This is a genomic window from Pseudomonas eucalypticola (genome assembly GCF_013374995.1).
Lineage (GTDB): Bacteria > Pseudomonadota > Gammaproteobacteria > Pseudomonadales > Pseudomonadaceae > Aquipseudomonas > Aquipseudomonas eucalypticola.
Window position 1 is genome coordinate 6,203,653 of record NZ_CP056030.1, and the last position, 23,404, is coordinate 6,227,056.

Annotated in this window: 25 protein-coding genes; 18 read left to right on the forward strand and 7 right to left on the reverse strand. The window is 62.3% G+C overall.

All coding sequences use genetic code 11. From position 1 onward, the window contains the following. Positions 1-158: 158 nt before the first annotated feature. Positions 159-314 (reverse strand): 50S ribosomal protein L33, encoded by a 156-nt coding sequence (rpmG, locus tag HWQ56_RS27940; protein WP_003177274.1) that lies wholly within the window; start codon positions 312-314, stop codon positions 159-161. A gap of 12 nt (positions 315-326) precedes the next feature. Further along, positions 327-563 carry a 50S ribosomal protein L28 gene (gene rpmB, locus HWQ56_RS27945; RefSeq protein ID WP_008366806.1) on the reverse strand — a complete coding sequence of 79 codons (237 nt, stop codon included), beginning with the start codon at positions 561-563 and terminating at the stop codon, positions 327-329. Between the two features lie 375 nt (positions 564-938). Here rpmB and HWQ56_RS27950 point away from each other — a divergent pair, with 375 nt between their 5' ends. The 4 genes from HWQ56_RS27950 to HWQ56_RS27965 all read left to right on the forward strand — a co-directional run bounded on the left by HWQ56_RS27950 (position 939) and on the right by HWQ56_RS27965 (position 5,474). Beyond that, positions 939-2,528, forward strand: coding sequence for an ABC transporter substrate-binding protein (locus HWQ56_RS27950; protein ID WP_176572249.1), 1,590 nt, complete (start codon positions 939-941; stop codon positions 2,526-2,528). A 167-nt stretch (positions 2,529-2,695) separates the two neighbouring features. Beyond that, positions 2,696-4,846: a methyl-accepting chemotaxis protein gene (locus HWQ56_RS27955; RefSeq protein WP_176572250.1), complete on the forward strand. Its 2,151-nt coding sequence runs from the start codon at positions 2,696-2,698 to the stop codon at positions 4,844-4,846. 111 nt (positions 4,847-4,957) lie between these two features. Beyond that, a complete protein-coding gene (locus HWQ56_RS27960) occupies positions 4,958-5,221 on the forward strand; it encodes a CopG family ribbon-helix-helix protein (protein ID WP_176572251.1) in 264 nt (87 codons plus the stop codon). Then, positions 5,184-5,474 carry a type II toxin-antitoxin system RelE/ParE family toxin gene (locus HWQ56_RS27965; protein ID WP_176572252.1) on the forward strand — a complete coding sequence of 97 codons (291 nt, stop codon included), beginning with the start codon at positions 5,184-5,186 and terminating at the stop codon, positions 5,472-5,474. Before HWQ56_RS27960 ends, HWQ56_RS27965 begins: the two co-directional genes overlap by 38 nt. Positions 5,475-5,552: 78 nt before the next feature. On the opposite strand, the gene radC is transcribed toward HWQ56_RS27965, so the two are convergent. Then, positions 5,553-6,227, reverse strand: coding sequence for a RadC family protein (radC, locus tag HWQ56_RS27970; protein WP_176572253.1), 675 nt, complete (start codon positions 6,225-6,227; stop codon positions 5,553-5,555). A gap of 132 nt (positions 6,228-6,359) precedes the next feature. Here radC and coaBC point away from each other — a divergent pair, with 132 nt between their 5' ends. The 4 genes from coaBC to argB all read left to right on the forward strand — a co-directional run bounded on the left by coaBC (position 6,360) and on the right by argB (position 11,561). After that, a complete protein-coding gene (gene coaBC / locus HWQ56_RS27975; protein WP_176572254.1) occupies positions 6,360-7,568 on the forward strand; it encodes a bifunctional phosphopantothenoylcysteine decarboxylase/phosphopantothenate--cysteine ligase CoaBC in 1,209 nt (402 codons plus the stop codon). A gap of 2 nt (positions 7,569-7,570) precedes the next feature. Next, a complete protein-coding gene (gene dut, locus HWQ56_RS27980) occupies positions 7,571-8,026 on the forward strand; it encodes a dUTP diphosphatase (RefSeq protein ID WP_158152803.1) in 456 nt (151 codons plus the stop codon). 1,210 nt (positions 8,027-9,236) lie between these two features. Next, the gene (gene algC, locus HWQ56_RS28970) at positions 9,237-10,634 is read left to right on the forward strand and encodes a phosphomannomutase/phosphoglucomutase (protein WP_199267040.1); all 1,398 of its coding nucleotides are present in this window, start codon (positions 9,237-9,239) and stop codon (positions 10,632-10,634) included. 21 nt (positions 10,635-10,655) lie between these two features. After that, entirely contained in the window at positions 10,656-11,561 is a 906-nt protein-coding gene (argB, locus tag HWQ56_RS27990; protein ID WP_158152802.1) for an acetylglutamate kinase, read from the forward strand. Between the two features lie 56 nt (positions 11,562-11,617). On the opposite strand, the gene HWQ56_RS27995 is transcribed toward argB, so the two are convergent. Both HWQ56_RS27995 and pyrE read right to left on the reverse strand, forming a co-directional pair. Next, positions 11,618-12,289, reverse strand: coding sequence for a DUF4124 domain-containing protein (locus HWQ56_RS27995; RefSeq protein WP_233270802.1), 672 nt, complete (start codon positions 12,287-12,289; stop codon positions 11,618-11,620). Further along, entirely contained in the window at positions 12,225-12,866 is a 642-nt protein-coding gene (pyrE, locus tag HWQ56_RS28000; protein WP_158152801.1) for an orotate phosphoribosyltransferase, read from the reverse strand. Before pyrE ends, HWQ56_RS27995 begins: the two co-directional genes overlap by 65 nt. An 82-nt stretch (positions 12,867-12,948) precedes the next feature. On the opposite strand from pyrE, the gene HWQ56_RS28005 reads away from it, so the two are divergent. After that, positions 12,949-13,728 (forward strand): exodeoxyribonuclease III, encoded by a 780-nt coding sequence (locus HWQ56_RS28005; protein ID WP_008366828.1) that lies wholly within the window; start codon positions 12,949-12,951, stop codon positions 13,726-13,728. Between the two features lie 87 nt (positions 13,729-13,815). Here HWQ56_RS28005 and rph read toward each other — a convergent pair whose 3' ends face one another. After that, positions 13,816-14,538, reverse strand: a complete 723-nt coding sequence (rph, locus tag HWQ56_RS28010; RefSeq protein ID WP_158152800.1) for a ribonuclease PH — start codon at positions 14,536-14,538, stop codon at positions 13,816-13,818. A 242-nt stretch (positions 14,539-14,780) separates the two neighbouring features. On the opposite strand from rph, the gene HWQ56_RS28015 reads away from it, so the two are divergent. The 6 genes from HWQ56_RS28015 (at position 14,781) to HWQ56_RS28040 (ending at position 20,091) form a co-directional block, all read left to right on the forward strand. Continuing rightward, a complete protein-coding gene (locus HWQ56_RS28015) occupies positions 14,781-15,644 on the forward strand; it encodes a YicC/YloC family endoribonuclease (RefSeq protein ID WP_176572255.1) in 864 nt (287 codons plus the stop codon). Between the two features lie 13 nt (positions 15,645-15,657). After that, positions 15,658-16,278 (forward strand): guanylate kinase, encoded by a 621-nt coding sequence (gmk, locus tag HWQ56_RS28020; protein ID WP_158152798.1) that lies wholly within the window; start codon positions 15,658-15,660, stop codon positions 16,276-16,278. 165 nt (positions 16,279-16,443) lie between these two features. Beyond that, positions 16,444-16,707, forward strand: a complete 264-nt coding sequence (rpoZ, locus tag HWQ56_RS28025) for a DNA-directed RNA polymerase subunit omega (RefSeq protein WP_007921129.1) — start codon at positions 16,444-16,446, stop codon at positions 16,705-16,707. A 57-nt stretch (positions 16,708-16,764) separates the two neighbouring features. Continuing rightward, on the forward strand, positions 16,765-18,873 hold the full coding sequence (spoT, locus tag HWQ56_RS28030) for a bifunctional GTP diphosphokinase/guanosine-3',5'-bis pyrophosphate 3'-pyrophosphohydrolase (protein WP_158152797.1): 2,109 nt from the start codon (positions 16,765-16,767) through the stop codon (positions 18,871-18,873). Positions 18,874-18,909: 36 nt separating this feature from the next. Then, positions 18,910-19,290 carry a RidA family protein gene (locus tag HWQ56_RS28035; protein WP_008366837.1) on the forward strand — a complete coding sequence of 127 codons (381 nt, stop codon included), beginning with the start codon at positions 18,910-18,912 and terminating at the stop codon, positions 19,288-19,290. 60 nt (positions 19,291-19,350) lie between these two features. Beyond that, positions 19,351-20,091: an SRPBCC family protein gene (locus HWQ56_RS28040; RefSeq protein ID WP_158152796.1), complete on the forward strand. Its 741-nt coding sequence runs from the start codon at positions 19,351-19,353 to the stop codon at positions 20,089-20,091. 63 nt (positions 20,092-20,154) lie between these two features. Here HWQ56_RS28040 and HWQ56_RS28045 read toward each other — a convergent pair whose 3' ends face one another. After that, complete coding sequence (locus tag HWQ56_RS28045; RefSeq protein WP_176572256.1) at positions 20,155-21,003, reverse strand: NAD-dependent epimerase/dehydratase family protein; 849 nt, start codon at positions 21,001-21,003, stop codon at positions 20,155-20,157. Positions 21,004-21,190: 187 nt separating this feature from the next. Between HWQ56_RS28045 and exbB the strand changes: the two genes are divergently transcribed. From exbB to HWQ56_RS28060, 3 genes are read left to right on the forward strand one after another with little or no spacing between them, the layout of a single operon-like run. Next, positions 21,191-22,144: a tonB-system energizer ExbB gene (exbB, locus tag HWQ56_RS28050; RefSeq protein WP_158152794.1), complete on the forward strand. Its 954-nt coding sequence runs from the start codon at positions 21,191-21,193 to the stop codon at positions 22,142-22,144. Between the two features lie 3 nt (positions 22,145-22,147). Further along, positions 22,148-22,573 (forward strand): TonB system transport protein ExbD, encoded by a 426-nt coding sequence (gene exbD / locus HWQ56_RS28055; protein ID WP_158152793.1) that lies wholly within the window; start codon positions 22,148-22,150, stop codon positions 22,571-22,573. After that, positions 22,570-23,313, forward strand: a complete 744-nt coding sequence (locus HWQ56_RS28060; protein WP_158152792.1) for an energy transducer TonB — start codon at positions 22,570-22,572, stop codon at positions 23,311-23,313. The genes exbD and HWQ56_RS28060 overlap by 4 nt, the downstream gene beginning before the upstream one ends. Positions 23,314-23,404 lie beyond the last annotated feature (91 nt).

Consider the following 23,404-nt stretch of genomic DNA (forward strand, 5'->3'; position numbering starts at 1 on the left):
TCTAAATCATAATCATTCTCATGTACAGAATGGAACGGACATTCCGTGGCTTGCTATCGCCAGCACAATCGACGGCGGTCACGTTCGGGGGACTTAACGCTAAGCAAAAAAAAACCCGTATCGTGAGATACGGGCTTTTTTTGTCGGGCGAAAATCAATTACTTGATTTTGCCTTCCTTGTAGATCACGTGCTTGCGAACAACCGGATCATATTTCTTGATCTCGATTTTGTCCGGGGTGGTGCGCTTGTTCTTGTCGGTAGTGTAGAAGTGACCAGTACCGGCACTCGAAATCAAACGAATCAATTCACGCATGATTTTGCTCCCTTAGACCTTGGCGCCAGCAGCGCGGATTTCGGCCAGCACGACATCAATGCCGCGCTTGTCGATGATACGCATGCCTTTGGCGGATACGCGCAGACGCACGAAACGCTTCTCGGACTCGACCCAGAAGCGGTGATGCTGCAGGTTCGGCAGGAAACGACGACGGGTTTTGTTGTTTGCGTGGGAAATGTTATTCCCGGTTACCGGACCCTTACCGGTAACTTGACAGACTCTCGACATGCCTCAGCCCTCTAAAACCACATGCCCAACCCGGCATGGGTTGGCCGCTTATCTCTCAGTCTTGGCGCCAGGCGCCGCGTTTCTTCAGGGGTCTTACCAGCCTCGCTCGCAGGCGAAGGATCCGGGCCCCTAGAAAAGAGCGCTGCTTTATACCAGAAAGACCTGCGGGCAACAACCATGACCTGACTTTCAATTTTCAGCCGCTGCCTCGTCAGAGGCCCAAACGCCGCTGTTACAGGGCGCGCTGGCGAGAGACCGCTCGTCGTGCCATCGGTAAAAATTTGGATAGTCAATTGCGCTGCGGATCTCTAGGGTAGGAACTTTATCCAGACTGCACTGGCAGATGGGCCATCAATCAGCCAAGGAAACTCACCCATGCGTCTAGCGACTTTGCCGCTGCTGCTCGCTCCTCTCTTCACCCCGTTGCTGGCCCAGGCGGCGCCGTTGACCGTGTGCACCGAAGCCAGTCCCGAAGGTTTCGACGTGGTGCAATACAACTCGCTAACCACCACCAACGCCTCGGCCGATGTGCTGATGAACACCCTGGTGGACTACGATACCGCCCAGGCCAAGGTCACGCCGAGCCTGGCCGACAGCTGGACATTGTCCCCCGACGGGCTGACGTACGAATTCAAATTGCACCCCGGGGTGAAATTCCACAAGACCGAATACTTCAGCCCGACCCGCGACCTGACGGCCGACGACGTGGTATTCAGCTTCCGGCGCATGCTGGATGAGGACAACCCCTGGCACAAGATTGCCCAGAGTGGCTTCCCCCACGCCCAGTCCATGCAGTTGCCCAGCCTGATCAAGAAAGTCGAGGCCGTGGATCCGCTGACCGTGCGCTTCACCCTGGCCCACGCCGATTCGACCTTCCTGGCCACCCTGACCATGGGCTTTGCCTCGATCTACTCCGCCGAGTACGCCGACCAGCTGCTGCGCGCCAACACCCAGGACAAGCTCAACAGCCAACCCATCGGTACCGGCCCGTTCATTTTCGGCCGGTTCCAGAAAGACGCCGTGGTGCGCTACCGCGCCAACCCCACCTACTTCCGGGGGAAGCCTGCGGTCGACCCATTGCTGTTCGCCATTACCGGCGACACCACCGTGCGCTTGCAGAAACTCAAGCGCAACGAATGCCAGATAGCCCTGTCGCCCAAGCCGCTGGACGTTGACGAAGCCAGCAAGGACAGCTCGCTGCAAGTGATCAAGGCACCGGCGTTCATGACCGCCTTCGTGGCCATCAACAGCCAGCACCCGCCGCTGGACAAGCCCCAGGTGCGCCAAGCCATCAACCTGGCGTTCGACAAGGCCAGCTACCTCAAGGCAGTGTTCGAAGGCACCGCCGTGCCTGCCAACGGCCCCTACCCGCCCAACACCTGGAGCTATGCCAAGGACCTGCCCGGCTACAACTACGACCCGGCGAAAGCCCGCGAGCTGCTGGCCAAGGCGGGCCTGAAAGATGGCTTCAACACCACCATCTGGACCCGCCCGTCCGGCAGCCTGCTCAACCCTAACCCCAGCCTGGGCGCACAGATGCTCCAGGCTGACCTGGGCAAGGTGGGCATCAAGGCCGAGATCCGGGTGATCGAGTGGGGCGAGCTGATTCGTCGCGCCAAGGCCGGTGAGCACGACCTGTTGTTCATGGGCTGGGCTGGCGACAACGGCGACCCGGACAACTTCCTGACCGCGCAATTTTCCTGCGCGGCGGTGCAGTCAGGCACCAACTTCGCCCGCTACTGCGACCCGACGCTGGACAAGCTGATCACTGCCGGCAAGACCACTGGCGACCAAGGGGTACGCAGCAGGCTGTACCTGCAGGCCCAGCAGCAGATTCAGGACCAGGCGCTGTGGGTGCCGCTGGCGCATCCTACCGCCGCCGTACTGGCCCGTGAAAACGTCAAGGGCTACCAGGTCAGCCCGTTCGGGCGGCAGGACTTCTCGAAGGTCACCGTGGGCCAATAATCCCCTCGCAACTGCACCAAGTCAGGGCCGCATCGCGGCCCTGCACGTTTCCGGGGCGAAAAAGACGCCTCGATTGTCCACACACGTCGCCGAAATACCCGTGAACGTCATGGCAGGCAAATTGCTACTACTTGCTCATTCTTTGTAGTCAAAGTAAGGAATGGCCAATGCCCCTGCGTAGCGACTCGATGCAGCTCTCCCCCGCCGAACGCCGCTGGCTGCCCTGGTTTGGCAAGACCGGCAAATTGGCCATGCGCTGGGCCTGCCACTGGAACCGGCACGCTGCGCCTACCCTTGAGAAGACGTTCGAGGCCATCGCCGATACCCGGGTCAAGCTGCTGCATACCTGGGCCAATGAGCAATGGCAGCACCTGGCGGAGCTGGCGGTCACCCTGGCGCGTGAAGCCGGTGGGCTGGATGCCGGGCTGCTGGCTGACAAGCTGCGCCAGGCTCCCTGCTTTTCCGAGTTGTTCGTGGTCGACCCGCAAGGCCAGTTGCTGGCCAGCACTTTCAACGGCGCCGTGCAGGGCCGCCAGGTGAATCCGGCGGCGCTCAAGGAAGGGCTGAAAGCGCCTTTCCTGCACGGCCCGTACGTCGACCCGCTGACCCTGCAGATCGGCCCTTCCACGTCGCGCTTCCACGACGAAGTGACGCTGATGTTCTACCAGCCGCTCACCCATGACGGCAAAACCCACGGCTGCCTCTGCGGTCGTGTACCCAATGACGTGCTGGGCGACCTGATTCAGCGCGAAGCCGGGCACATCTTCCCGGAATCCGGTGACAACTACCTGTTCATGGCGCAATCAAGGTTCGACCCTGCCGTAGCGCCGGGCACCGCCCTCTCGCGCTCACGCTTCGAGGACAATGCCTTCACCCACGGCGATAACCTCAAGGGCGGGGTCAACACCGCGTTCGGTGTGGTCCGCGTGCAGCGCCATACCGAACTCGAGCTGCGCTTCACCGACCCGGCCACCGGGCAACTGCACCCCGGCATCCGCGAAACCATGCGTGCGGGCAACAACCTGTTCGTCACCTACCCCGGCTACTCCGATTACCGTCATATTCCGGTGGTCGGCAAGGGCGTGACCTTTCAATTACCGGGCTCCCCGGACCGCTGGGGCATGATGTGCGAGGCCGACCTGGAAGAGGTCTACCGCCGCCGCTCCCTGACCCACGGGTTGATGAAGCCCTACCTGGCGACCATGGCCGGTTTGTTCGCCTGCAACTTCGGCGTGCAGCATTACAGCGGCCTGGACCAGACCTTCATCGACCTCATCCAGGTGTTCAGCATCCTCATCGCCGGCCTGCTGTTCAGCGCCCTGGGGCCCAAGCGCCTGGCCGCCCGACTGGAAGCCATGACCGACGTGATTCGCACCATCGCCGAGGGCGAAGGCAACCTGCGCCAGCGCCTGGATACCGCGACCATGGCCAATGATGAAACCGGGGACATGAGCCGCTGGATCAACAGCTTCATCGACAACCTCGACGCGGTGGTCGGCCAGGTCATCGCCGCCTCCCACTCGGTGGGGCAGACCAACGAAATGATGCTCGGCAAGAGCCGCATCGCCGGCCAGACCTCCAACGATGTAGCGCAAGCCATCCACCGCATGATGATCATCGTCGAGGGCCAGCTCGGCGAGATCCAGCAAGCTTCCCTGACCGCCGAGCAAATGAAGCAGGCCATGGACGAAGTCGTCCTGCGCGCCCAGGAACAATTCGCCTCGGTGCGGGCCGGCACCCAGTCAATCCGCGACGTGGTGCAGCGCTCGGCCACCAGCGTGCAGGAACTGGACAAGCGCATGAGCGAGATTGGCACCTTCACCGGGCTGATCACCGATATCACCAACCAGACCAACCTGCTGGCCCTGAATGCCGCCATCGAAGCCGCCCGCGCTGGGGAGAATGGCCGCGGCTTCGCCGTGGTCGCCGACGAAGTCCGCACCCTGGCCAGCCGCACTGCCCAGGCCGCCGCGCAGATCCGTACCATGGTCGAAGGCCTGCAAGGCGAGACCCGCAACGCCGTGGCCTTCATGGAGGGCGGCGTGCAGAACGTCGACGAAAGCCTGCGCCTGGCCGAAAGTGCCTCTTCGGAGAATGTGCAGTTACATGAAGCGGTGGACAACCTGTTCGGCATCATCCAGCAGCTGAACGAAAAGAGCCTGGACTGCGGGCAGACCATCAAACAGGTCGACCAGGCCAGCGGCGACATGCGCCAGACCGTAGTGGTGTTGCAGAACAGCGCCGAGCGGGTGAAGCACAATGCGAGCAAGTTGCAGCAGTTGGTGGGGCAGTTCGAGGTGACGGCTGGGGCTGCTTGAGATGAATCCAATGCCTTTTCCTGAAACGGCCAGCAGTGGTTGACACCCTGGACAGCAATGCCTACTGTCTATATCGTACACAACGTATACGAAACGATCTGGAGCGCTACCATGGCCTCACCCGTCCTGTCCTTCCGAGTGGATTCCGAGCTGATCAGCCAGCTTGATCAATTGGCCGAGGCGACCGACCGGGACCGCCAATACCATCTGAAACGGGCATTGGCGCGCTATATCGAGACAGAGTCCTGGCATTTTCGCGCAGTGGCTGAGGGTATCGCCGATGCTGAAGCGGGTAACCTAATCGAATTGGATGCCGTGAAGGCTAAGTGGGAAGCGCGTGCCAAAAATTGCATTGACCAGCAAAGCGGAAAGTGACCTCGACGGAATTTTCGAGCATTACGCTCGCTTGATTGGCAATGAAAGAGCGGAAGCGGTCGCCTTCAGCGTACTGGAAGCACTCAGCACCCTGGACGCCTTCCCGCAGCTTGGCAGGCCTTCTGATATTCCCGATTGCAGGGAGTTGCTCTTTTCGAAATACCCCTACCGTGCGGTTTACACGGTCAAAGGCAATAAGTTGCTGATCTATCGAATCCTGCGTCAGCACGCTGAACGCCCGGAAGACTGGTAATCACCCGCCGCAGCGCAAGCTTTGCGACTGCGGCAGGTGCCGTGCCTGTCGCGGCATGACGACCCGACTTGAATCAGGTCAGAGCCATCCGTATTCCACCATCGACAATGGCTCCCCCTCCCCCACGATAAAGTGGTCCAGCACGCGCACCTCAACGTATTCCAGCGACTCCTTGAGCCGCTGGGTGAGCACCCGGTCCGCCTGGCTGGGCTGCGGGTTTCCGGAAGGGTGGTTGTGGGCAAGGATCAACGCCGCCGCGTTGCGAGCCAACGCGCGCTTGATCACTTCCCTGGGGTACACGCTCGCGCTGTCGATCGAGCCTTGAAAAAGGATCTCGAATCCCAGCGGACGATGCTTGGTGTCCAGAAACAAGCACCCAAACACCTCGCGAGCCTCATGCCGCAGGACCGCCTTGAGGTAATCACGCACGGCAGCCGGACTCTCCAGGGAGGGTTCCTTGTACAGCTGCTCCGCCAGGTGACGACGCCCCATCTCCATTACCGCCTGCAACTGAGCGAATTTCGCCGGCCCTAATCCCGCCTGCTCGCTGAAAGCGACCTGATCCGCAGCGACCAGCTCGCGCAAGCCACCAAAGCGGCTGATCAGCTCGCGCGCCAGATCCACGGCCGACTTCCCGGGAACCCCCGTGCGCAGAAAAATGGCCAGCAGCTCCGCATCCGAAAGGCTTGCCGCACCTTGCCTCAACAGCTTTTCCCTGGGCCGTTCGGCTACCGGCCAATTTTGAATACTCATAGCGGCTCCCTGCCAGTGTGCTCGCTGCTCCCCAATGAGCGCTGTGCTATCTTAGCCCATCTTTTTTGCACGGTGAGCCGGCCCGGGGAGGTGCCATCACCGAGCGTCATCACTGGATCTGAAGGCAGGCCTATGCAGCGGCTGTATCGAAAACGCATCGTTCTGGGCGTCGGCGGCGGCATCGCCGCCTACAAGAGCGCCGAGCTGGTTCGCAGGCTTCTGGACCAGGGCGCCGAAGTGCGCGTGGTCATGACCCGCGGCGGCGCTGAATTCATCACCCCGCTGACCATGCAGGCGCTGTCGGGCCACCCTGTGCACCTGGACCTGCTGGACCCGGCCGCCGAAGCCGCCATGGGCCATATCGAGCTGGCCAAGTGGGCCGACCTGGTGCTGATCGCCCCGGCGACCGCCGACCTGATCGCGCGCCTGGCCCAGGGCCTGGCCAACGACCTGCTGACCACCCTGGTGCTCGCCACGGATGCCACCGTGGCCCTGGCCCCGGCCATGAACCAGGCCATGTGGCGCGACCCGGCCACCCAGGCCAACCTGCGCCTGCTGCAAAGCCGCGACATGAAGGTGTTCGGCCCCGCGGCAGGTAGCCAGGCCTGCGGTGACATCGGCCTGGGCCGTATGCTGGAGGCCACCGAGCTGGCCCAATGCGCCGCCGACTGCTTCCAGCGCCAGTCGCTGACCGGCAAGCACGTGGTCATCACCGCCGGCCCGACCCAGGAAAACATCGACCCGGTGCGCTACATCACCAACCACAGCTCCGGGAAAATGGGCTTTGCCCTGGCGGAAGCCGCGGTGGAAGCCGGCGCCCGCGTGACCCTGATCAGTGGCCCGGTGCATCTGCCGACGCCAGACCGCGTGCAGCGCATCGACGTGGTCAGTGCCCGCGACATGCTGGCCGCCTGCGAGGCCGCGACCCCCTGTGACGTGTTCATTGCCTCGGCCGCCGTGGCCGACTACCGTCCGGAAGTCGTTGCGCCACAAAAACTGAAGAAAGACCCTACAAACGGCGACGGCCTTCTCCTGCAAATGGTACGCAACCCGGACATCCTGGCCACTATCGCCACGCGTCCCGACCGCCCGTTCAGCGTCGGCTTCGCCGCCGAGACCGAGCACCTGCTCGATTACGCGGCACGCAAACTCAAGGACAAGAACCTCGACCTGATTGTCGCCAATGACGTGGCCAACCCCAGCATCGGCTTCAACAGCGAGGAAAATGCGGTCAGCCTGATTGACCGCGGGCTCAACACCACGGTGTTCACCCAGACCAGCAAGGGCAAGATCGCCCGCCAGATCGTTTCCTTTATCGCCCAACGGCTAGACCAGGTTTAACCATGCACGCTTTGCAAGCCAAGATTCTCGACCCCCGCATCGGCAGCGAATTCCCCCTGCCCCAGTACGCCACCCCAGGCTCCGCCGGCCTGGACCTGCGTGCCATGCTCAAGGAGGACACCGTCCTGGAGCCGGGCCAGACCATCCTCATTCCCACCGGCCTGTCCATCTACGTTGGCGATCCGGGCCTGGCTGCGCTGATCCTGCCGCGCTCCGGCCTGGGCCACAAACACGGCATCGTGCTGGGCAACCTGGTGGGGCTGATCGACTCGGACTACCAGGGCGAACTGATGGTGTCCTGCTGGAACCGCGGCCAGACGGCCTTCAACATCGCCATCGGCGAACGCATCGCGCAGCTGGTGTTGGTACCTGTGGTTCAAGCGCACTTCGAACTGGTCGATACATTCGACGAAACCCAGCGCGGTGCTGGGGGGTTCGGCCACTCGGGCAGCCATTGACTACGCTGGAATGACAGCCAAGGGGCGGCGCCGGTAGCCGACCGTCAAAGGGAGATGCGCGGTGAACGACTTCACAGCAAGCGGCCATGTTGGCGCTACCGAGACCAGCACGCCCCAGGTTCGTGCCGCCCTGTGGGTCGCCGGCATGGCCTTGGCCGTGGCGACCGTGCTCGTCGGCCTGGGGCTGCCCAGCCCCTCCCCTGACGCCGTCTACCGCTCGGTGGCCCAGGCTTCGGCCAACAGCGAGGGCCAGGTGCTGCACAAGCACATCGCCGTGCTGGCCGCCGAGACCGACGGCGCGGCCCACCAGCAGCAAGTGCTGCAAGCGGTGCAGAACCCGGCCCACGCCACGAACCTGGTGGTGGCCTTGGGTTACCTGCCAGGCCTGATCGACGCCTACGCCGTGGGCAAAGGCCAGGCCGCGCTGGACAGTGACCGCCCTTCACCGATCAACTTTGTCACTCTCGACCTCATCCGCCAGGCTGAATCAGGCACTGCCCCAGCCCTTCAGGCACAGAAAGTCGGTGACCGTTGGCTGGTCTACAGCCTTGCGCCCGTGCGTGACGCCACCGACTCCAGCATTCTGGGCACCCTGCTGCTAAGCTTCGACCTCGGGCGCGTGACCTCGGAATTCAGCGCCCTGCCGGCCGATGCCGGTGAATGGGTACTGGAGCAGCAATTCGACCAGGGCCCTGTCCAGACATTGTTCAAGACCGGCGTCGGTGTACTGGACCAGCGTTACCCGGTGCATGCGGGAAACTGGACCCTGACACTCACCCCGGGCACCCTGTTCAAGCCCCCGTTGCAGTGGCGCAGCCTGCTCTGCTGGGTGCTGGCACTAATAGTGGCCATTGGTGGCGCATGGCTGGCGCTGTCCCTGCTGGCACGTCGCCTGCGCGCACAGTTGGCAGCCGATGCCCGACAATTGTCCCAACTGATACAAGAACTCTCGGGCGGAAAAGCCGTCAAAGCCTTCAGTTTGAGCCTGCCGGAGCTCAATATCGTGGCCGCGAGCCTTGCCAGGCTGTCGTTGCAGGGCAACCGGCATGACAGCCCGACGGTCGCGGCGCAGAGCCTTGGCCGTGTGGCACCCCTGGCCGGGAAAGCGGTGTTCAGCCCGGCAGGATCGTTGCATCAAGATACCGACCTACTCGATATCGCTATCCCCGACGACGATCAGGACCCCCTGAGAATGGAGCACCTCAACGCTATGAACAGCCAAGCGCACGTCGCACCCCAGTTCCCCGACAGCATCTTTCGCGCCTACGACATCCGTGGGGTTTTCGGTGACACCTTGACCGCCGAGACCGCCTACTGGATCGGCCGTGCCATTGGCTCGCAAAGCCTCGCCCAGGGCGAGCCCCATGTTGCCGTTGGCCGTGACGGCCGCCTGTCAGGCCCAGTGCTGGTGCAGCAACTGATCCAGGGCATCGCCGATTGCGGCTGCCATGTCAGCGATGTCGGCCTGGTGCCGACACCCGCGCTGTACTACGCCGCCAACGTGCTGGCCGGCAAATCGGGCGTGATGCTCACCGGCAGCCACAACCCTCGGGACTACAACGGCTTCAAGATCGTCATCGCTGGCGACACGCTGGCCAACGAGCAAATCCAGGCCCTGCATGACCGCCTGAAGAACAACGACCTGGCCAGTGGCAAGGGCACCATCGAGAAAGTCGAGATCCTGGATCGCTACTTCAAGCAGATCAAGGACGACATCGTCCTGGCCAAGAAACTCAAAGTCGTGGTGGACTGTGGCAACGGCGCGGCCGGCGTGATCGCCCCGCAGCTGATCGAAGCCCTGGGTTGCGAAGTGATTCCGCTGTTCTGCGACGTCGACGGCAACTTCCCCAACCACCATCCGGACCCGGGCAAGCTGGAAAACCTTGAAGACCTGATCGCCAAGGTCAAGGAAACCAACGCCGACCTGGGCCTGGCCTTCGATGGCGACGGTGACCGCGTGGGCGTGGTGACCAACAAAGGCAACGTGGTATTCCCTGACCGCCTGTTGATGCTCTTCGCCAAGGACGTGGTGTCGCGCAACCCGGGCGCCGACATTATCTTCGACGTCAAATGCACCCGCCGCCTGACCCCACTGATCACCGGCTACGGTGGCCGCCCGGTCATGTGGAAAACGGGCCACTCGCTGATCAAGAAACAGATGAAGATCAGCGGCGCGCTGCTGGCGGGCGAGATGAGCGGGCACATCTTTTTCAAGGAGCGCTGGTTCGGGTTCGACGACGGCATCTACAGCGCCGCGCGGCTGCTGGAGATCCTCAGCCAGGAAAAAGACAGCGCCGAAGACCTGTTCGCGGCCTTCCCGAACGATATTTCTACCCCGGAAATCAATATACATGTGACCGACGAGGGTAAATTCAGCATCATTGATGCTCTGCAAAGCGACGCGCAGTGGGGCGACGCCAACCTGACCACCATCGACGGTGTGCGGGTAGACTATCCCAAGGGCTGGGGGCTGGTACGCGCCTCCAACACCACGCCTGTGCTGGTGCTGCGTTTCGAGGCCGACGACCAGGCGGAACTCGAGCGCATCCAGAACGTTTTCCGCGCAGAACTGAAGAAAATCGCCCCTGATCTCCAACTACCGTTCTGATTCGTTTCACTGGAGCCCCGCATGACCCTCGAACGTGATGCCGCCACTAACGTCGCCAAGGTACTGTCCGAAGCGCTGCCTTATATTCGCCGCTTCGTCGGCAAGACGCTGGTGATCAAGTACGGCGGCAACGCCATGGAGAGCGAAGAACTCAAGACCGGCTTTGCCCGTGACATCGTGCTGATGAAGGCGGTGGGCATCAACCCGGTGGTCGTGCACGGCGGTGGCCCGCAGATCGGTGACCTGCTCAATCGCCTGTCGATCAAGAGCGAGTTCATCGACGGCATGCGCGTCACTGACGCCCAGACCATGGACGTGGTGGAAATGGTGCTGGGCGGCCAGGTGAACAAGGACATCGTCAACCTGATCAACCGCCATGGCGGTAGCGCCATCGGCCTGACCGGCAAGGACGCGGAACTGATCCGCGCCAAGAAGCTGCAGGTCAGCCGCCAGACGCCCGAGATGACCAAGCCGGAAATCATCGACATCGGCCATGTGGGCGAAGTGGTGGGTGTGAACACCGACCTGCTGAACATGCTGGTCAAGGGTGACTTCATTCCGGTGATCGCACCGATTGGTGTGGGCCCGGACGGTGAGTCGTACAACATCAACGCCGACCTGGTGGCGGGCAAGGTTGCCGAGGCCCTGAAGGCCGAGAAACTGATGCTGCTGACCAACATCGCCGGCCTGATGGACAAGGAAGGCAACGTGCTGACCGGCCTGAACACCGAGCAGGTCAACGCCCTGATCGCCGACGGCACTATCTACGGCGGCATGCTGCCCAAGATTCGCTGTGCGCTGGAAGCGGTGCAAGGTGGCGTGACCAGCTCGCACATCATCGATGGCCGCGTGCCGAACGCCGTGCTGCTGGAGATCTTCACCGATATCGGCATGGGCACCATGATCAGTAACCGCAAGCGTCACTGATCTGTATTGGCGTGGTAGCCCCCGCAGCAGTTGCAGGGGCTACTGAATTCGTCGCATCACTCCCCCAGAAGCTTCTGCACCCTCGCCCGGTCCTGGGCAAACTGCTGGTCCACCTGCTGGCGAATAGCCTGGTAGTTGACGATCCGCGCCTTTACATCGGCCTGCTGGCCTTGCAACCCCTTGATCTGATCCTGCAGCTCCTGCGGCACCGCATGCCCGTTGCGCTGCAATTCGGCGGCCTGTGCCTGCAAGGTAGCCTGCTGGCCCTGCAGGGTTTGAAGGTTGCCATTGGCAAGCGCCACCAGGCCGTCGACCTCCGACAGCCGTCGGCCACGGGCGCGGTCTACTTCATCGACGGAAGGGTACAGGTGCAGCAATTGCACATCGGCGGCCGCCCGGGCGGTGGCCGCCTGTTGCTGGCGAATCTCGTCGGCGCTGGGCGCGGGCGGCACGGTTTGCACTACCCGGCCCTGGGCATTGAGCACTTCGTAGCCTTTGCCGACGTATTCGGGCGGTACGCCCTGGCGGTCCATCACGGTCACGCCATGGCTGTCCACGTAGCGATAGAACACCAGCGGCGGACCGTCAGCGGCCTCCGCCTGCGGGCAGCACAACACCACGAGCAGGCAGAACGCGGCGCAGGCCCGCACGCCGGTCACCCAGTCAGATACCGTACTGGGCGCGGTAGGCCTGGACGGCCGGAAGATGCTGCTTGAGCTCGGCGTCATCGGCCAGGAACTCCAGCACCTGGTCCAGGGAGACGATGCTGACTACCGGAATACCGAAGTCGCGCTCCACTTCCTGGATAGCAGACAGTTCACCGTTGCCACGTTCCTGGCGGTTCAGGGCGATCAGTACGCCCGCTGCCTTGGCTTTCTGGGCATTGATGATCTGCATGACTTCGCGAATGGCGGTGCCGGCGGTGATCACGTCGTCGATGATCAGGATGTCGCCTTCCAGCGGCGAGCCCACCAGGCTGCCGCCTTCGCCGTGGTCCTTGGCTTCCTTGCGGTTGAAGCACCACGGAATATCGATGCCGTGATGCTCGGCCAGTTGCACCGCGGTGGCGGCTGCCAGCGGGATGCCCTTGTAGGCTGGGCCAAACAGCACATCGAAAGCGATGCCGCTTTCAACCACGGCCGCGGCATAATATTTACCCAGCTGAGCCAGGGCGGTGCCGGTGTTGAACAGGCCGGCATTGAAGAAATAAGGACTGGTGCGCCCGGATTTCAGGGTGAACTCACCGAAACGCAGTACCCCGCGATCGATGGCAAAACGAATGAAGTCGCGTTGATAGGCGTGCATGAAAAAAGTCCCGAATACCACGGCTTTAGCTAAATGAGTGGAGCTCGGGTATCATACACGCACGAGATTTTTGGGGCCATTTATGCGGATCATCAGTGTGAACGTTAATGGTATTCATGCGGCAGTCGAGCGCGGTTTGCTCAGTTGGCTGCAAGCACAGAATGCTGACGTCATCTGCCTGCAGGATACTCGTGCCTCCGCCTTTGAACTGGACGACCCAGCCTTCCAACTGGATGGCTACTTCCTTTATGCCTGCGATGCCGAAGTGCCCACCCAAGGTGGCGTGGCGCTTTACTCGCGGTTGCAACCCAAGGCGGTAATCAGCGGCCTCGGCTTCGAGACAGCCGACCGCTACGGGCGCTACCTGCAAGCAGACTTCGACAAATTGAGCATCGCCACCCTGCTGTTGCCTTCGGGCCAGAATGGCGATGAAGACTTGAACCAGAAATTCAAGTTGATGGACGACTTCGGCAAGTACCTGGACAAGCAGCGCCGCAAGCGCCGCGAGTACATTTACTGCGGCTCGCTCTATGTGGCGCAGCAGAAGCTGGACATCAAGAACTGGCGCGACAGCCAGCAATCTCCCGGCTTCCTGGCGCCTGAACGCGCCTGGATGGATGAGATTGTCGGCAACATGGGCTATGTGGATGCCCTGCGCGAAGTGAGCCGCGAAGGCGACCAGTACAGCTGGTGGCCGGATAACGAACAGGCTGAAATGCTCAACCTGGGCTGGCGGTTCGACTACCAGCTGCTGACCCCAGGCCTGCGGCGCTTCGTGCGCAGCGCACGCCTGCCACGCCAGCCGCGCTTCTCCCAGCATGCCCCGTTCATCGTGGACTATGACTGGACCTTGACCATCTGAATGGCCGAGGTACAAAAAAGCCGACCCTTCGAGGTCGGCTTTTTTGCGTGTTCCTGATACGGCGCGGTGCTGGGGACGACAGTCCGGTCAGTCCGCCAGGGCAGCTTTTTGCAGCTCGAACAGGTCAACCATGCCTTTCTGCGCCAGCGCCAGCATGGCATTGAGCTCTTCAGGCTGGAACGGCGCGCCTTCGGCCGTGCCCTGCACTTCGATGAAGCCACCGGTGCTGGTCATCACCACGTTCAGGTCGGTCTCGGCGGCCGAGTCTTCCAGGTAGTCCAGGTCCAGCACTGGCTCGCCCTGGTACATGCCCACCGACACCGCGGAAATCATGTGCTTGAGCGGGTCGCCGCCTTTCAGGCCGCCACGCTTCTTGACCACCTTCAGGGCGTCGACCAGGGCCACCATGGCACCGGTGATGGACGCGGTGCGAGTACCGCCGTCCGCCTGAATCACGTCGCAGTCGACGTACAGGGTGATGTCGCCCAGCTTGGACATGTCCAGCGCGGCACGCAGCGAACGGCCGATCAGGCGCTGGATTTCCAGGGTACGGCCGCCCTGTTTGCCCTTGCTCGCTTCACGCTGGTTACGCTCGCCAGTGGCGCGCGGCAACATGCCGTATTCGGCAGTGAGCCAGCCTTGGCCCTGGCCCTTGAGGAAGCGCGGCACGCCGTTTTCGACGCTGACGGTGCAGATCACCTTGGTATCACCGAACTCAACCAGTACAGACCCTTCGGCGTGCTTGGTGTAGTTGCGGGTGATGCGGATCGAGCGAAGCTGATCGGCAGCGCGACCACTTGGACGTTTCATCTGGGATACCTGTACTGAGGAACGAAAACTGCCGAGCAGTATAAGACCTGTGATCATTTAATGCCCGAGTTGCGTGCATCCTGCGGCCGCTCCAAGCCTGAGAGGCGGCCCCGGGGAAACAATTTTCGGCCCAACGGTCGACATGCTGTAACAGCAATGGTTTGGGCGCCGGCCTGCCGGTGCGCTACAATCCTGCGCCTTTGCAGCCATCCGGCTCTCATCCCACTCTGCGAGGTACTCCCATGGTGCACAGCATGACCGCCTTCGCCCGCGTCGAACGGGCGGGCAACCAGGGGACGCTCAGTTGGGAGCTGCGCTCGGTCAACCATCGTTACCTGGAACCGCACCTGCGTCTGCCGGAGGCGTTCCGCGACCTCGAAATCGCCGTGCGCGAAGCGCTGCGCCAGGGTATTTCCCGTGGCAAGGTGGAATGCACCCTGCGCTTTTGCGAAGTCACCAGCGGCAAGCCGCTGCAGGTTGACCGCGAACGCGCCGCACAGCTGGTGGCTGCCGCCGAAACGGTCGCCAGCCTGATCAAGCAACCCGCAGCGCTGAACCCGCTGGAAGTACTGGCCTGGCCGGGCGTGCTGGTGGCCGATGCCGCTGACCCCCAGGCGCTGAACCAGGAAGCTATCGAGCTGTTCAACGAGGCACTCAGGGAATTGAAAGCCGGCCGCGACCGCGAAGGCAGCGAACTGGCGCGGCTGATCAACGACCGGCTCGACGCCATGAGTGAAGAGGTCAAGACACTGCGTGCCCAGGTGCCGCACATGCTCGGCGTGCAACGTCAGAAGATCCTTGACCGCTTCGCCGACATGCAAGCCGAACTGGACCCCCAGCGCCTTGAGCAGGAAATGGTGCTGCTGGCCCAGAAAAGCGACGTGGCCGAAGAGCTCGACCGCCTGACCACCCATGTCACCGAGGTGCGCCGGGTGCTGAAAACCGGCGGCGCAGCGGGCCGGCGCCTGGACTTCCTGATGCAGGAACTCAACCGCGAAGCGAACACACTGGGCTCCAAGGCCTTCGACCCGCGCAGCACCCAGGCTGCGGTCAACCTCAAGGTGTTGATCGAGCAGATGCGTGAACAAGTGCAGAATATTGAGTAAGGCAAACCGCAGAATGAACCACAGCACTGGCACCCTTTATATCGTTTCCGCCCCCTCGGGCGCAGGCAAGACCAGCCTGGTCAAGGCCTTGATCGACGCCCAGCCGAACATCCGCGTCTCGGTCTCGCACACCACCCGCGCCATGCGCCCCGGTGAAGCCGATGGCGTGAACTACCACTTCGTCGACCGCGCCGAGTTCGTGCGCATGATCGAGCACGGTGATTTCCTTGAGCAGGCCGAAGTATTCGGCAACCTCTATGGCACCTCTCAGAGCGCACTGCAGCGCACCCTGGACGAAGGCCATGACCTGATCCTGGAAATCGACTGGCAAGGCGCCCAGCAGGTGCGCAAGCTGATGCCGGCCGCCCGCTCCATCTTTATTCTGCCGCCTACCCAGCAGGCCCTGCGCCAGCGCCTGACCAACCGCGGCCAGGACAGCGACGAGATCATCGATGGGCGCATGCGCGAAGCCGTCAGCGAAATGAGCCACTACAACGAATACGACTTCGTGGTGATCAACGATGACTTCGCCACTGCCCTGGAAGACCTGAAGGCGATTTTCCGCGCCAACAAGCTGCAACTCGACCAGCAGCAGGGTCGCTTCAACGAACTATTGAGCCAATTACTGGCTTAAATGAAGCTTTCCGCGCTGCGATAGGTTACCGTTGAGGTGTCTGCGCAGCGGCTGGACAGCCTGTTTGAAAATCAGCGCTTCCCTAAACGCTGGTGATTTTTTAAACTATCGAGTCCGCTCGCCCATCCGGGCTGCGCGCATACCGCATTTGCTACGAGGAAGACCATGGCCCGCGTAACCGTTGAAGACTGCCTAGAACACGTGGATAACCGTTTTGAGCTGGTCATGCTCTCTACCAAGCGTGCCCGTCAACTGGCGACCGGCGGCAAAGAGCCGAAAGTGGCGTGGGAAAATGACAAGCCTACCGTCGTAGCCCTGCGTGAGATCGCCGAAGGCCTGATCGACTATGCCGCTATCGCAGAAGCTGAAATCGTTGAAGACGAACCGCTGTTCGCAGCGTTCGAGGACGAGTCCAACGAGGCCGTCTAAGCCTATGCCTGGTCGACGTAGCACGGCGCGGGAATACAGCCTTCGGCAGGAGTCATCATGCCGAGCATAGACGCCCTCGCCGATCGCTTGTCGACCTACCTGGGTGCTGACCAGGTCAACCTGGTCCGCCGGGCGTATTTCTACGCCGAACAAGCCCACGACGGCCAACGCCGCCGCAGCGGCGAACCCTACGTCACGCATCCGCTGGCGGTGGCCAATATTCTCGCCGACATGCACATGGACCATCAGAGCCTGATGGCGGCCATGCTTCATGACGTGATCGAAGACACCGGCATCGCCAAGGAAGCACTCTGTTCGCAGTTCGGCGAAACCGTGGCCGAACTGGTCGATGGGGTCAGCAAGCTGACCCAGATGAACTTCGAGACCAAGGCCGAAGCCCAGGCCGAAAACTTCCAGAAAATGGCCATGGCCATGGCACGCGACATTCGCGTGATCCTGGTCAAGCTCGCCGACCGCCTGCACAACATGCGCACGCTGGAAGTGCTGTCCGGTGAAAAACGCCGGCGCATCGCCAAGGAAACCCTGGAAATCTACGCCCCCATCGCCAATCGCCTGGGCATGCACAACGTGCGCGTGGAATTCGAAGACCTGGGTTTCAAGGCCATGTACCCCATGCGCTCGGCGCGCATCTTCCAGGCCGTCAAGCGCGCCCGTGGCAACCGCAAGGAAATCGTCCAGAAAATCGAACAGTCCCTGGCCCATTGCCTGGCCGTGGACGGTATCGAGGGTGATGTCAGCGGCCGCCAGAAGCACATCTACGGCATCTACAAGAAGATGCGCGGCAAGCGCCGTGCCTTCAACGAGATCATGGACGTTTACGCCTTCCGCATCGTGGTGGACAAGGTCGATACCTGCTACCGGGTGCTGGGCGCCGTGCACAATCTGTACAAGCCCCTGCCGGGCCGCTTCAAGGATTACATCGCGATTCCCAAGGCCAACGGCTACCAGTCGCTGCACACCACCTTGTTCGGTATGCACGGCGTGCCCATCGAAATCCAGATCCGCACGCGGGAAATGGAAGAAATGGCCAACAACGGCATCGCCGCTCACTGGCTGTACAAGTCCAGTGACGACGAACAGCCCAAGGGCACTCATGCCCGGGCGCGCCAATGGGTCAAGGGCGTGCTGGAAATGCAGCAACGCGCCGGCAACTCCCTGGAATTCATCGAAAGCGTGAAGATCGACCTGTTCCCGGACGAGGTCTATGTGTTCACGCCCAAAGGCCGCATCATGGAGCTGCCCAAAGGCTCCACGGCGGTCGACTTCGCGTATGCGGTGCACACCGACGTGGGCAACAGCTGCATTGCCTGCCGCATCAACCGCCGCCTGGCGCCACTGTCCGAGCCGCTGCAAAGTGGCTCCACGGTGGAAATCGTCAGCGCCCCGGGCGCCCGCCCGAACCCCGCGTGGCTCAACTTCGTGGTCACCGGCAAGGCGCGCACGCATATCCGCCATGCGCTGAAACTGCAGCGCCGCTCCGAGTCCATCAGCCTGGGCGAGCGCCTGCTGAACAAGGTGCTCAACGGTTTCGACAGCGCACTGGACCTCATTCCCGCAGAGCGCGTGCACGCCATGCTGGCCGAGTACCGCCTGGACCAGATCGAAGACCTGCTCGAGGACATCGGCCTGGGCAACCGCATGGCCTACGTGGTGGCGCGCCGCCTGCTGGCCTCCGAGGGCGAGCAACTCCCCAGCCCCGAAGGGCCGCTGGCCATCCGCGGCACCGAGGGCCTGGTGCTCAGCTACGCCAAGTGCTGCACGCCGATTCCAGGCGACCCCATCGTGGGGCACTTGTCGGCCGGCAAGGGCATGGTGGTGCACCTGGAAAACTGCCGCAACATCAGCGAAATCCGTCATAACCCGGAAAAATGCATCCAGCTTTCCTGGGCCAAGGACGTCACGGGCGAATTCAACGTCGAGCTGCGCGTGGAACTCGAACACCAGCGCGGCCTGATCGCCCTGCTGGCCAGCAGCGTCAACGCCGCCGATGGCAACATCGAGAAGATCAGCATGGACGAACGCGACGGCCGCATCAGCGTGGTGCAACTGGTCGTCAGCGTTCACGACCGCGTGCACCTGGCTCGCGTGATCAAGAAACTGCGGGCACTGACCGGCGTCATCCGCATCACGCGGATGCGCGCGTAAGGTCGCTGCCTTCACCTCTCTGCCAAGGAGTCACCAATGACCAAGACTGTTATCACCAGCGACAAGGCCCCGGCGGCCATCGGCACCTACTCCCAGGCCATCAAGGCGGGCAATACCGTCTACATGTCTGGCCAGATTCCGCTGGACCCCAAGACCATGGAACTTGTGGAAGGCTTCGAAGCCCAGACCGTTCAGGTGTTCGAAAACCTGAAGGCCGTGGCCGAAGCGGCTGGCGGCTCGTTCAAGGACATCGTCAAGCTGAACATCTTCCTGACCGACCTGAGCCACTTCGCCAAGGTCAACGAAGTCATGGGCCGTTACTTCGAGCAGCCATACCCAGCCCGCGCCGCCATCGGCGTGGCCGCACTGCCGCGCGGTGCACAGGTTGAAATGGACGCCATCCTGGTCGTCGAGTAAGCCTTGAAGGCGAGGCGCGCCCGCGCCTCGCCGTTCCCCCTATTTCCGGAAGGATTCCCCATGCGCCACGCGCTTGTCCTGCCGTTGCTGGCCGCGCTGCTCAGCGGCTGCGCCAGCCACAGCAATGTCGACCCCAGCGGGGTCTGGATCAACCAGCAAGTCATCGACGCCGCCGCCAAAGGCATCAGCCTGCGCCAGGCCATGCCGAAGAATGACCAGCCGCTGGAATGGCAACTCAACAGCAAGGCCAACCAAGCCAGCTTCAGCAACGGCTTCGAAGTAGGCAAGGGCAACCTGCAACCGCTGGGCAAAGGCAAATGGACCGTGACCCTGTCGGGTTCGCTGACCGAAGACATGACCACCGTCAGCGATGATGAACTGGAAGTGGAGGCCAACAAGGCTGGCCCCAAGCAGGTCTTCAACCGGCTGAAAACCACCGCCGAGCCTAACGCTCCCGTGGGTAGCAGCTTTGAACGCGCACTATATGGCGCCTACATGGGCGGTGAATGGACGATCGTCGAAGGTCCGGGTCAAGGCAGCAACGTGCGCTTCCTGGCCGATGGCCAACTGGCAGGCTTCCCAGGTGCCGACCGCTACGCCCTGTGCCTGGCCGGCGACTGCGCCACGATGACCGGGGGCCAGGACAGCATGTGGATCGAACGCAACAAGCAGGGCGCGCCATTCATCTTCAAGCGTGATGGCAAGCAACTGGAGATCTTCCAGGTCGTGAACCAGGCCCAGGCCGATGAAATGCCGCAGTTCAAGGCGGGCGAGCGTCGCTGGTTGCTGAAGAAGCAATAGCCACGCCCTCCAGCGCCTTGTGGGACCGCGCTTCGGCCGGTTCCACAAGGAACGCTGCAAGGTTCAGCCGTTGAGAATGGCTTCATACCCCTCACGGTAGCTGGGATAGCGCGGCACCCAGCCCAACGCCCTGGCCTGGGCATTGCTGCAACGCTTGTTGCCATTTCGCCGCAGCGTCGATTCCTCGCCCCTCTCCTGTACACCCAGGCGCACTCGCAACCAGTCCACCACCTCGGCCAACGGCGCCGGCTTGTCGTCCACCCCCAGGTAACAACCCGCGACCGGCGCGCCCTGCGCATCGTTCAACAACAGGAACGCCAACAGGCCGGCGGCATCGTCGCTGTGAATACGATTGCCAAACAGGCTTGGCTCATGCGGCACGCGATAACCCTGGCGCACTTGCTGCAACAGGCGCTCGCGCCCCGGGCCATAAATGCCCGTCAGGCGCACGACCGTGGCCGGCCCGCTTTCCTTGGCCACTTGCTCGGCTTCCAGCATCAGCCGCCCGGAGAACGCCACCGGTTCAGTGGGTGAGTATTCGTCTATCCACTCACCTGCGGCTTGTGCATACACACTGCTGCTGGAGACAAACAGCAGCCGGCGGGGCAATTGCCGATTGTGCTTCAACCAGCCAACGACGCGCTTGAGCCCCTCCACGTAAGCTGCGCGGTATCCCGGCTCGTCATGCTGCTGGGCAGCGACGCAATACACCACGTAATCGATAGCTCCCTGAGGCCAATTCGTCGGGCAAGCGGGCTCGGCCAGGTCGGCCGCCACCGGCACCACGCCTTCCGGCAACCGCGTCACATCGCGGCGCAAGCCGAACACCTGCCACTGCTGGGCCAGCATTTGCCGCGCAAGGCGGCCGCCGACGTCCCCGCAGCCAACAATCAATACATTTGGGGCGGACATGGAAATTCTCCCGAATCAAGACTTTAGGCTCATCCCGGTGGCCAAAATGCCACTAAACCCGGAAAAAGTTCAGCGTATCGCTTTTGTTAACAAGAATTACTTGCAATAATAATCGCCCATTTTGTTCTCGGCCTGCTCTCGAGGCCTCGAAGGACATCAACTCATTTCCCTTTCAGGTCCGGCCAGCATGACTCAGAATCAACCTTCCGCTTCGCCAACCCGCACTCGCCCATGGCGTGGTATTGCCGCGCTGGTCATCGGTCTTGCGCTGACTCCAGCCGCTTTCGCGGATGAGCCAGCTGCCCAGGCCCACCAACCTGCCGCGGCCACCGCGCCAGCGGCGCAGGATGCCGCCGTGCAGCCTGTAGACAATGCCGTGGCGGCGCCAGTAGCAGACGAGCCTGCCGGTGAGCCCGCCGTGGAAACCGGCTTCACCCTTGGCCACGACCTGTCGCCGTGGGGCATGTTCCAGAATGCTGACATTATCGTCAAAATCGTGATGATCGGCCTGGCAATCGCCTCCATCATCACGTGGACTATCTGGATTGCCAAAGGTTTCGAGTTGCTCGGCGCCAAGCGCCGTCTGCGCGGTGAAATCGCCCAACTGAAAAAGGCCACTACCCTGTCGGCCGCCAGCGAATCGGCCAGCAAGCCCGGCACCCTGGCCCATCTGCTGGTGCATGACGCTTTGGAAGAAATGCACCTGTCCACTAATGCTCGCGAGAAGGAAGGCATCAAGGAACGCGTCAGCTTCCGCCTGGAGCGTCTGGTCGCTGCCTGTGGTCGCAACATGAGCAACGGCACCGGCGTACTGGCTACCATCGGTTCCACCGCGCCATTCGTGGGCCTGTTCGGTACCGTATGGGGCATCATGAACAGCTTCATCGGCATCGCCAAGACCCAGACCACCAACCTCGCCGTCGTGGCCCCCGGCATCGCCGAAGCTCTGCTGGCCACCGCCCTGGGCCTGGTCGCCGCCATCCCTGCGGTAGTGATCTACAACGTCTTCGCCCGCTCCATCGCTGGCTACAAGGCCCAGGTTTCGGACGCTTCCGCCCAGGTACTGCTGCTGGTCAGCCGTGACCTGGACCACCAGCCAGGCGAGCGCAGCGCTCAGCCCCACATGGTGAAGGTGGGTTAATCCATGGGTCTGCACCTCAACGAAGGTGGCGACGACCTCGCCGAGAACCACGAAATCAACGTCACGCCGTTCATCGACGTGATGCTGGTGCTGCTGATCATCTTCATGGTCGCAGCACCGCTGGCCACGGTGGATATCAAGGTCGACCTGCCCGCCTCTACCGCGAAACCTGCCCCCAGGCCGGAGAAACCGTTGTTCCTCAGCGTCAAGGCCGACCAGAGCCTTTACCTGGGTGACGACAAGGTGGACCGCGCTCAGCTGGGCCCGGTACTGGACGCCAAGACCAAAGGCAAGAAAGACACCACCATCTTCTTCCAGGCCGACAAGAGCGTCGACTATGGCGACCTGATGGAAGTGATGAACGCTCTGCGGGCCGCCGGTTACCTGAAAGTCGGCCTGGTGGGCCTTGAGACGGTAGGGAAGAAATGATCACAGCGCGCCAAAAGCTGACGCGTTATGGCGGTAGCCTGGCAGTGGTGCTGGGGGTCCATGCCCTGGCCATCGCCTTGGCGCTCAACTGGCATTCGCCGCCACCGCCGGAAATGCCGCCGCAGGCGATGATGGTGGAACTGGCGCCGGTACCGGAGCCAGCACCGCCACCGCCGCCAAAGGTAGTCACGCCACCGACGCCACCCACACCGGTTGAAGAACTGCCGCTGCCGAAACTGGCCGAGGCACCAAAACCAACCATCGCGATTCCCAAGCAGGAAAAGCCCAAACCCAAGCCCAAGCCACAGCCGCCCAAGCCTGAGAAGAAGCCGGAACCGCCGCAGGAAACGCCACCGTCGGAAAAAGTCGTCGACACCGCACCCGCGAAGGAATCGGCACCCAAGGCACCGGTCGCGCAGCCTCAGTTGCCGTCCAACAGCAATGCCCTGCCCAACTGGCAAGGTGACCTGCTGCGCCACCTGGCCAAGTTCAAGCGCTACCCCGAGGACGCGCGTCGCCGTGGCCTGCAGGGTGTGAACCGTCTGCGTTTCGTGGTGGATGGCGAGGGCAAGGTGCTGTCGTTCGAGCTGGCGGGTGGCTCCGGTAGCGCGGCGCTGGATCGTGCCACACTGGAAATGATCCGCCGGGCACAGCCGTTGCCGCCACCGCCCAAGGAACTGCTGAACAACGGCAGCCTGGAAGTGGTCGCACCGTTCGTCTACTCGCTGGACAAAAGATGAATATCTGTTTCTGACATACAGATGCAACCTTGATAACGTGCGTCTATCGATTGCAGCCGCTATGCTGGGCTCGCAACTTCATGGACGCACG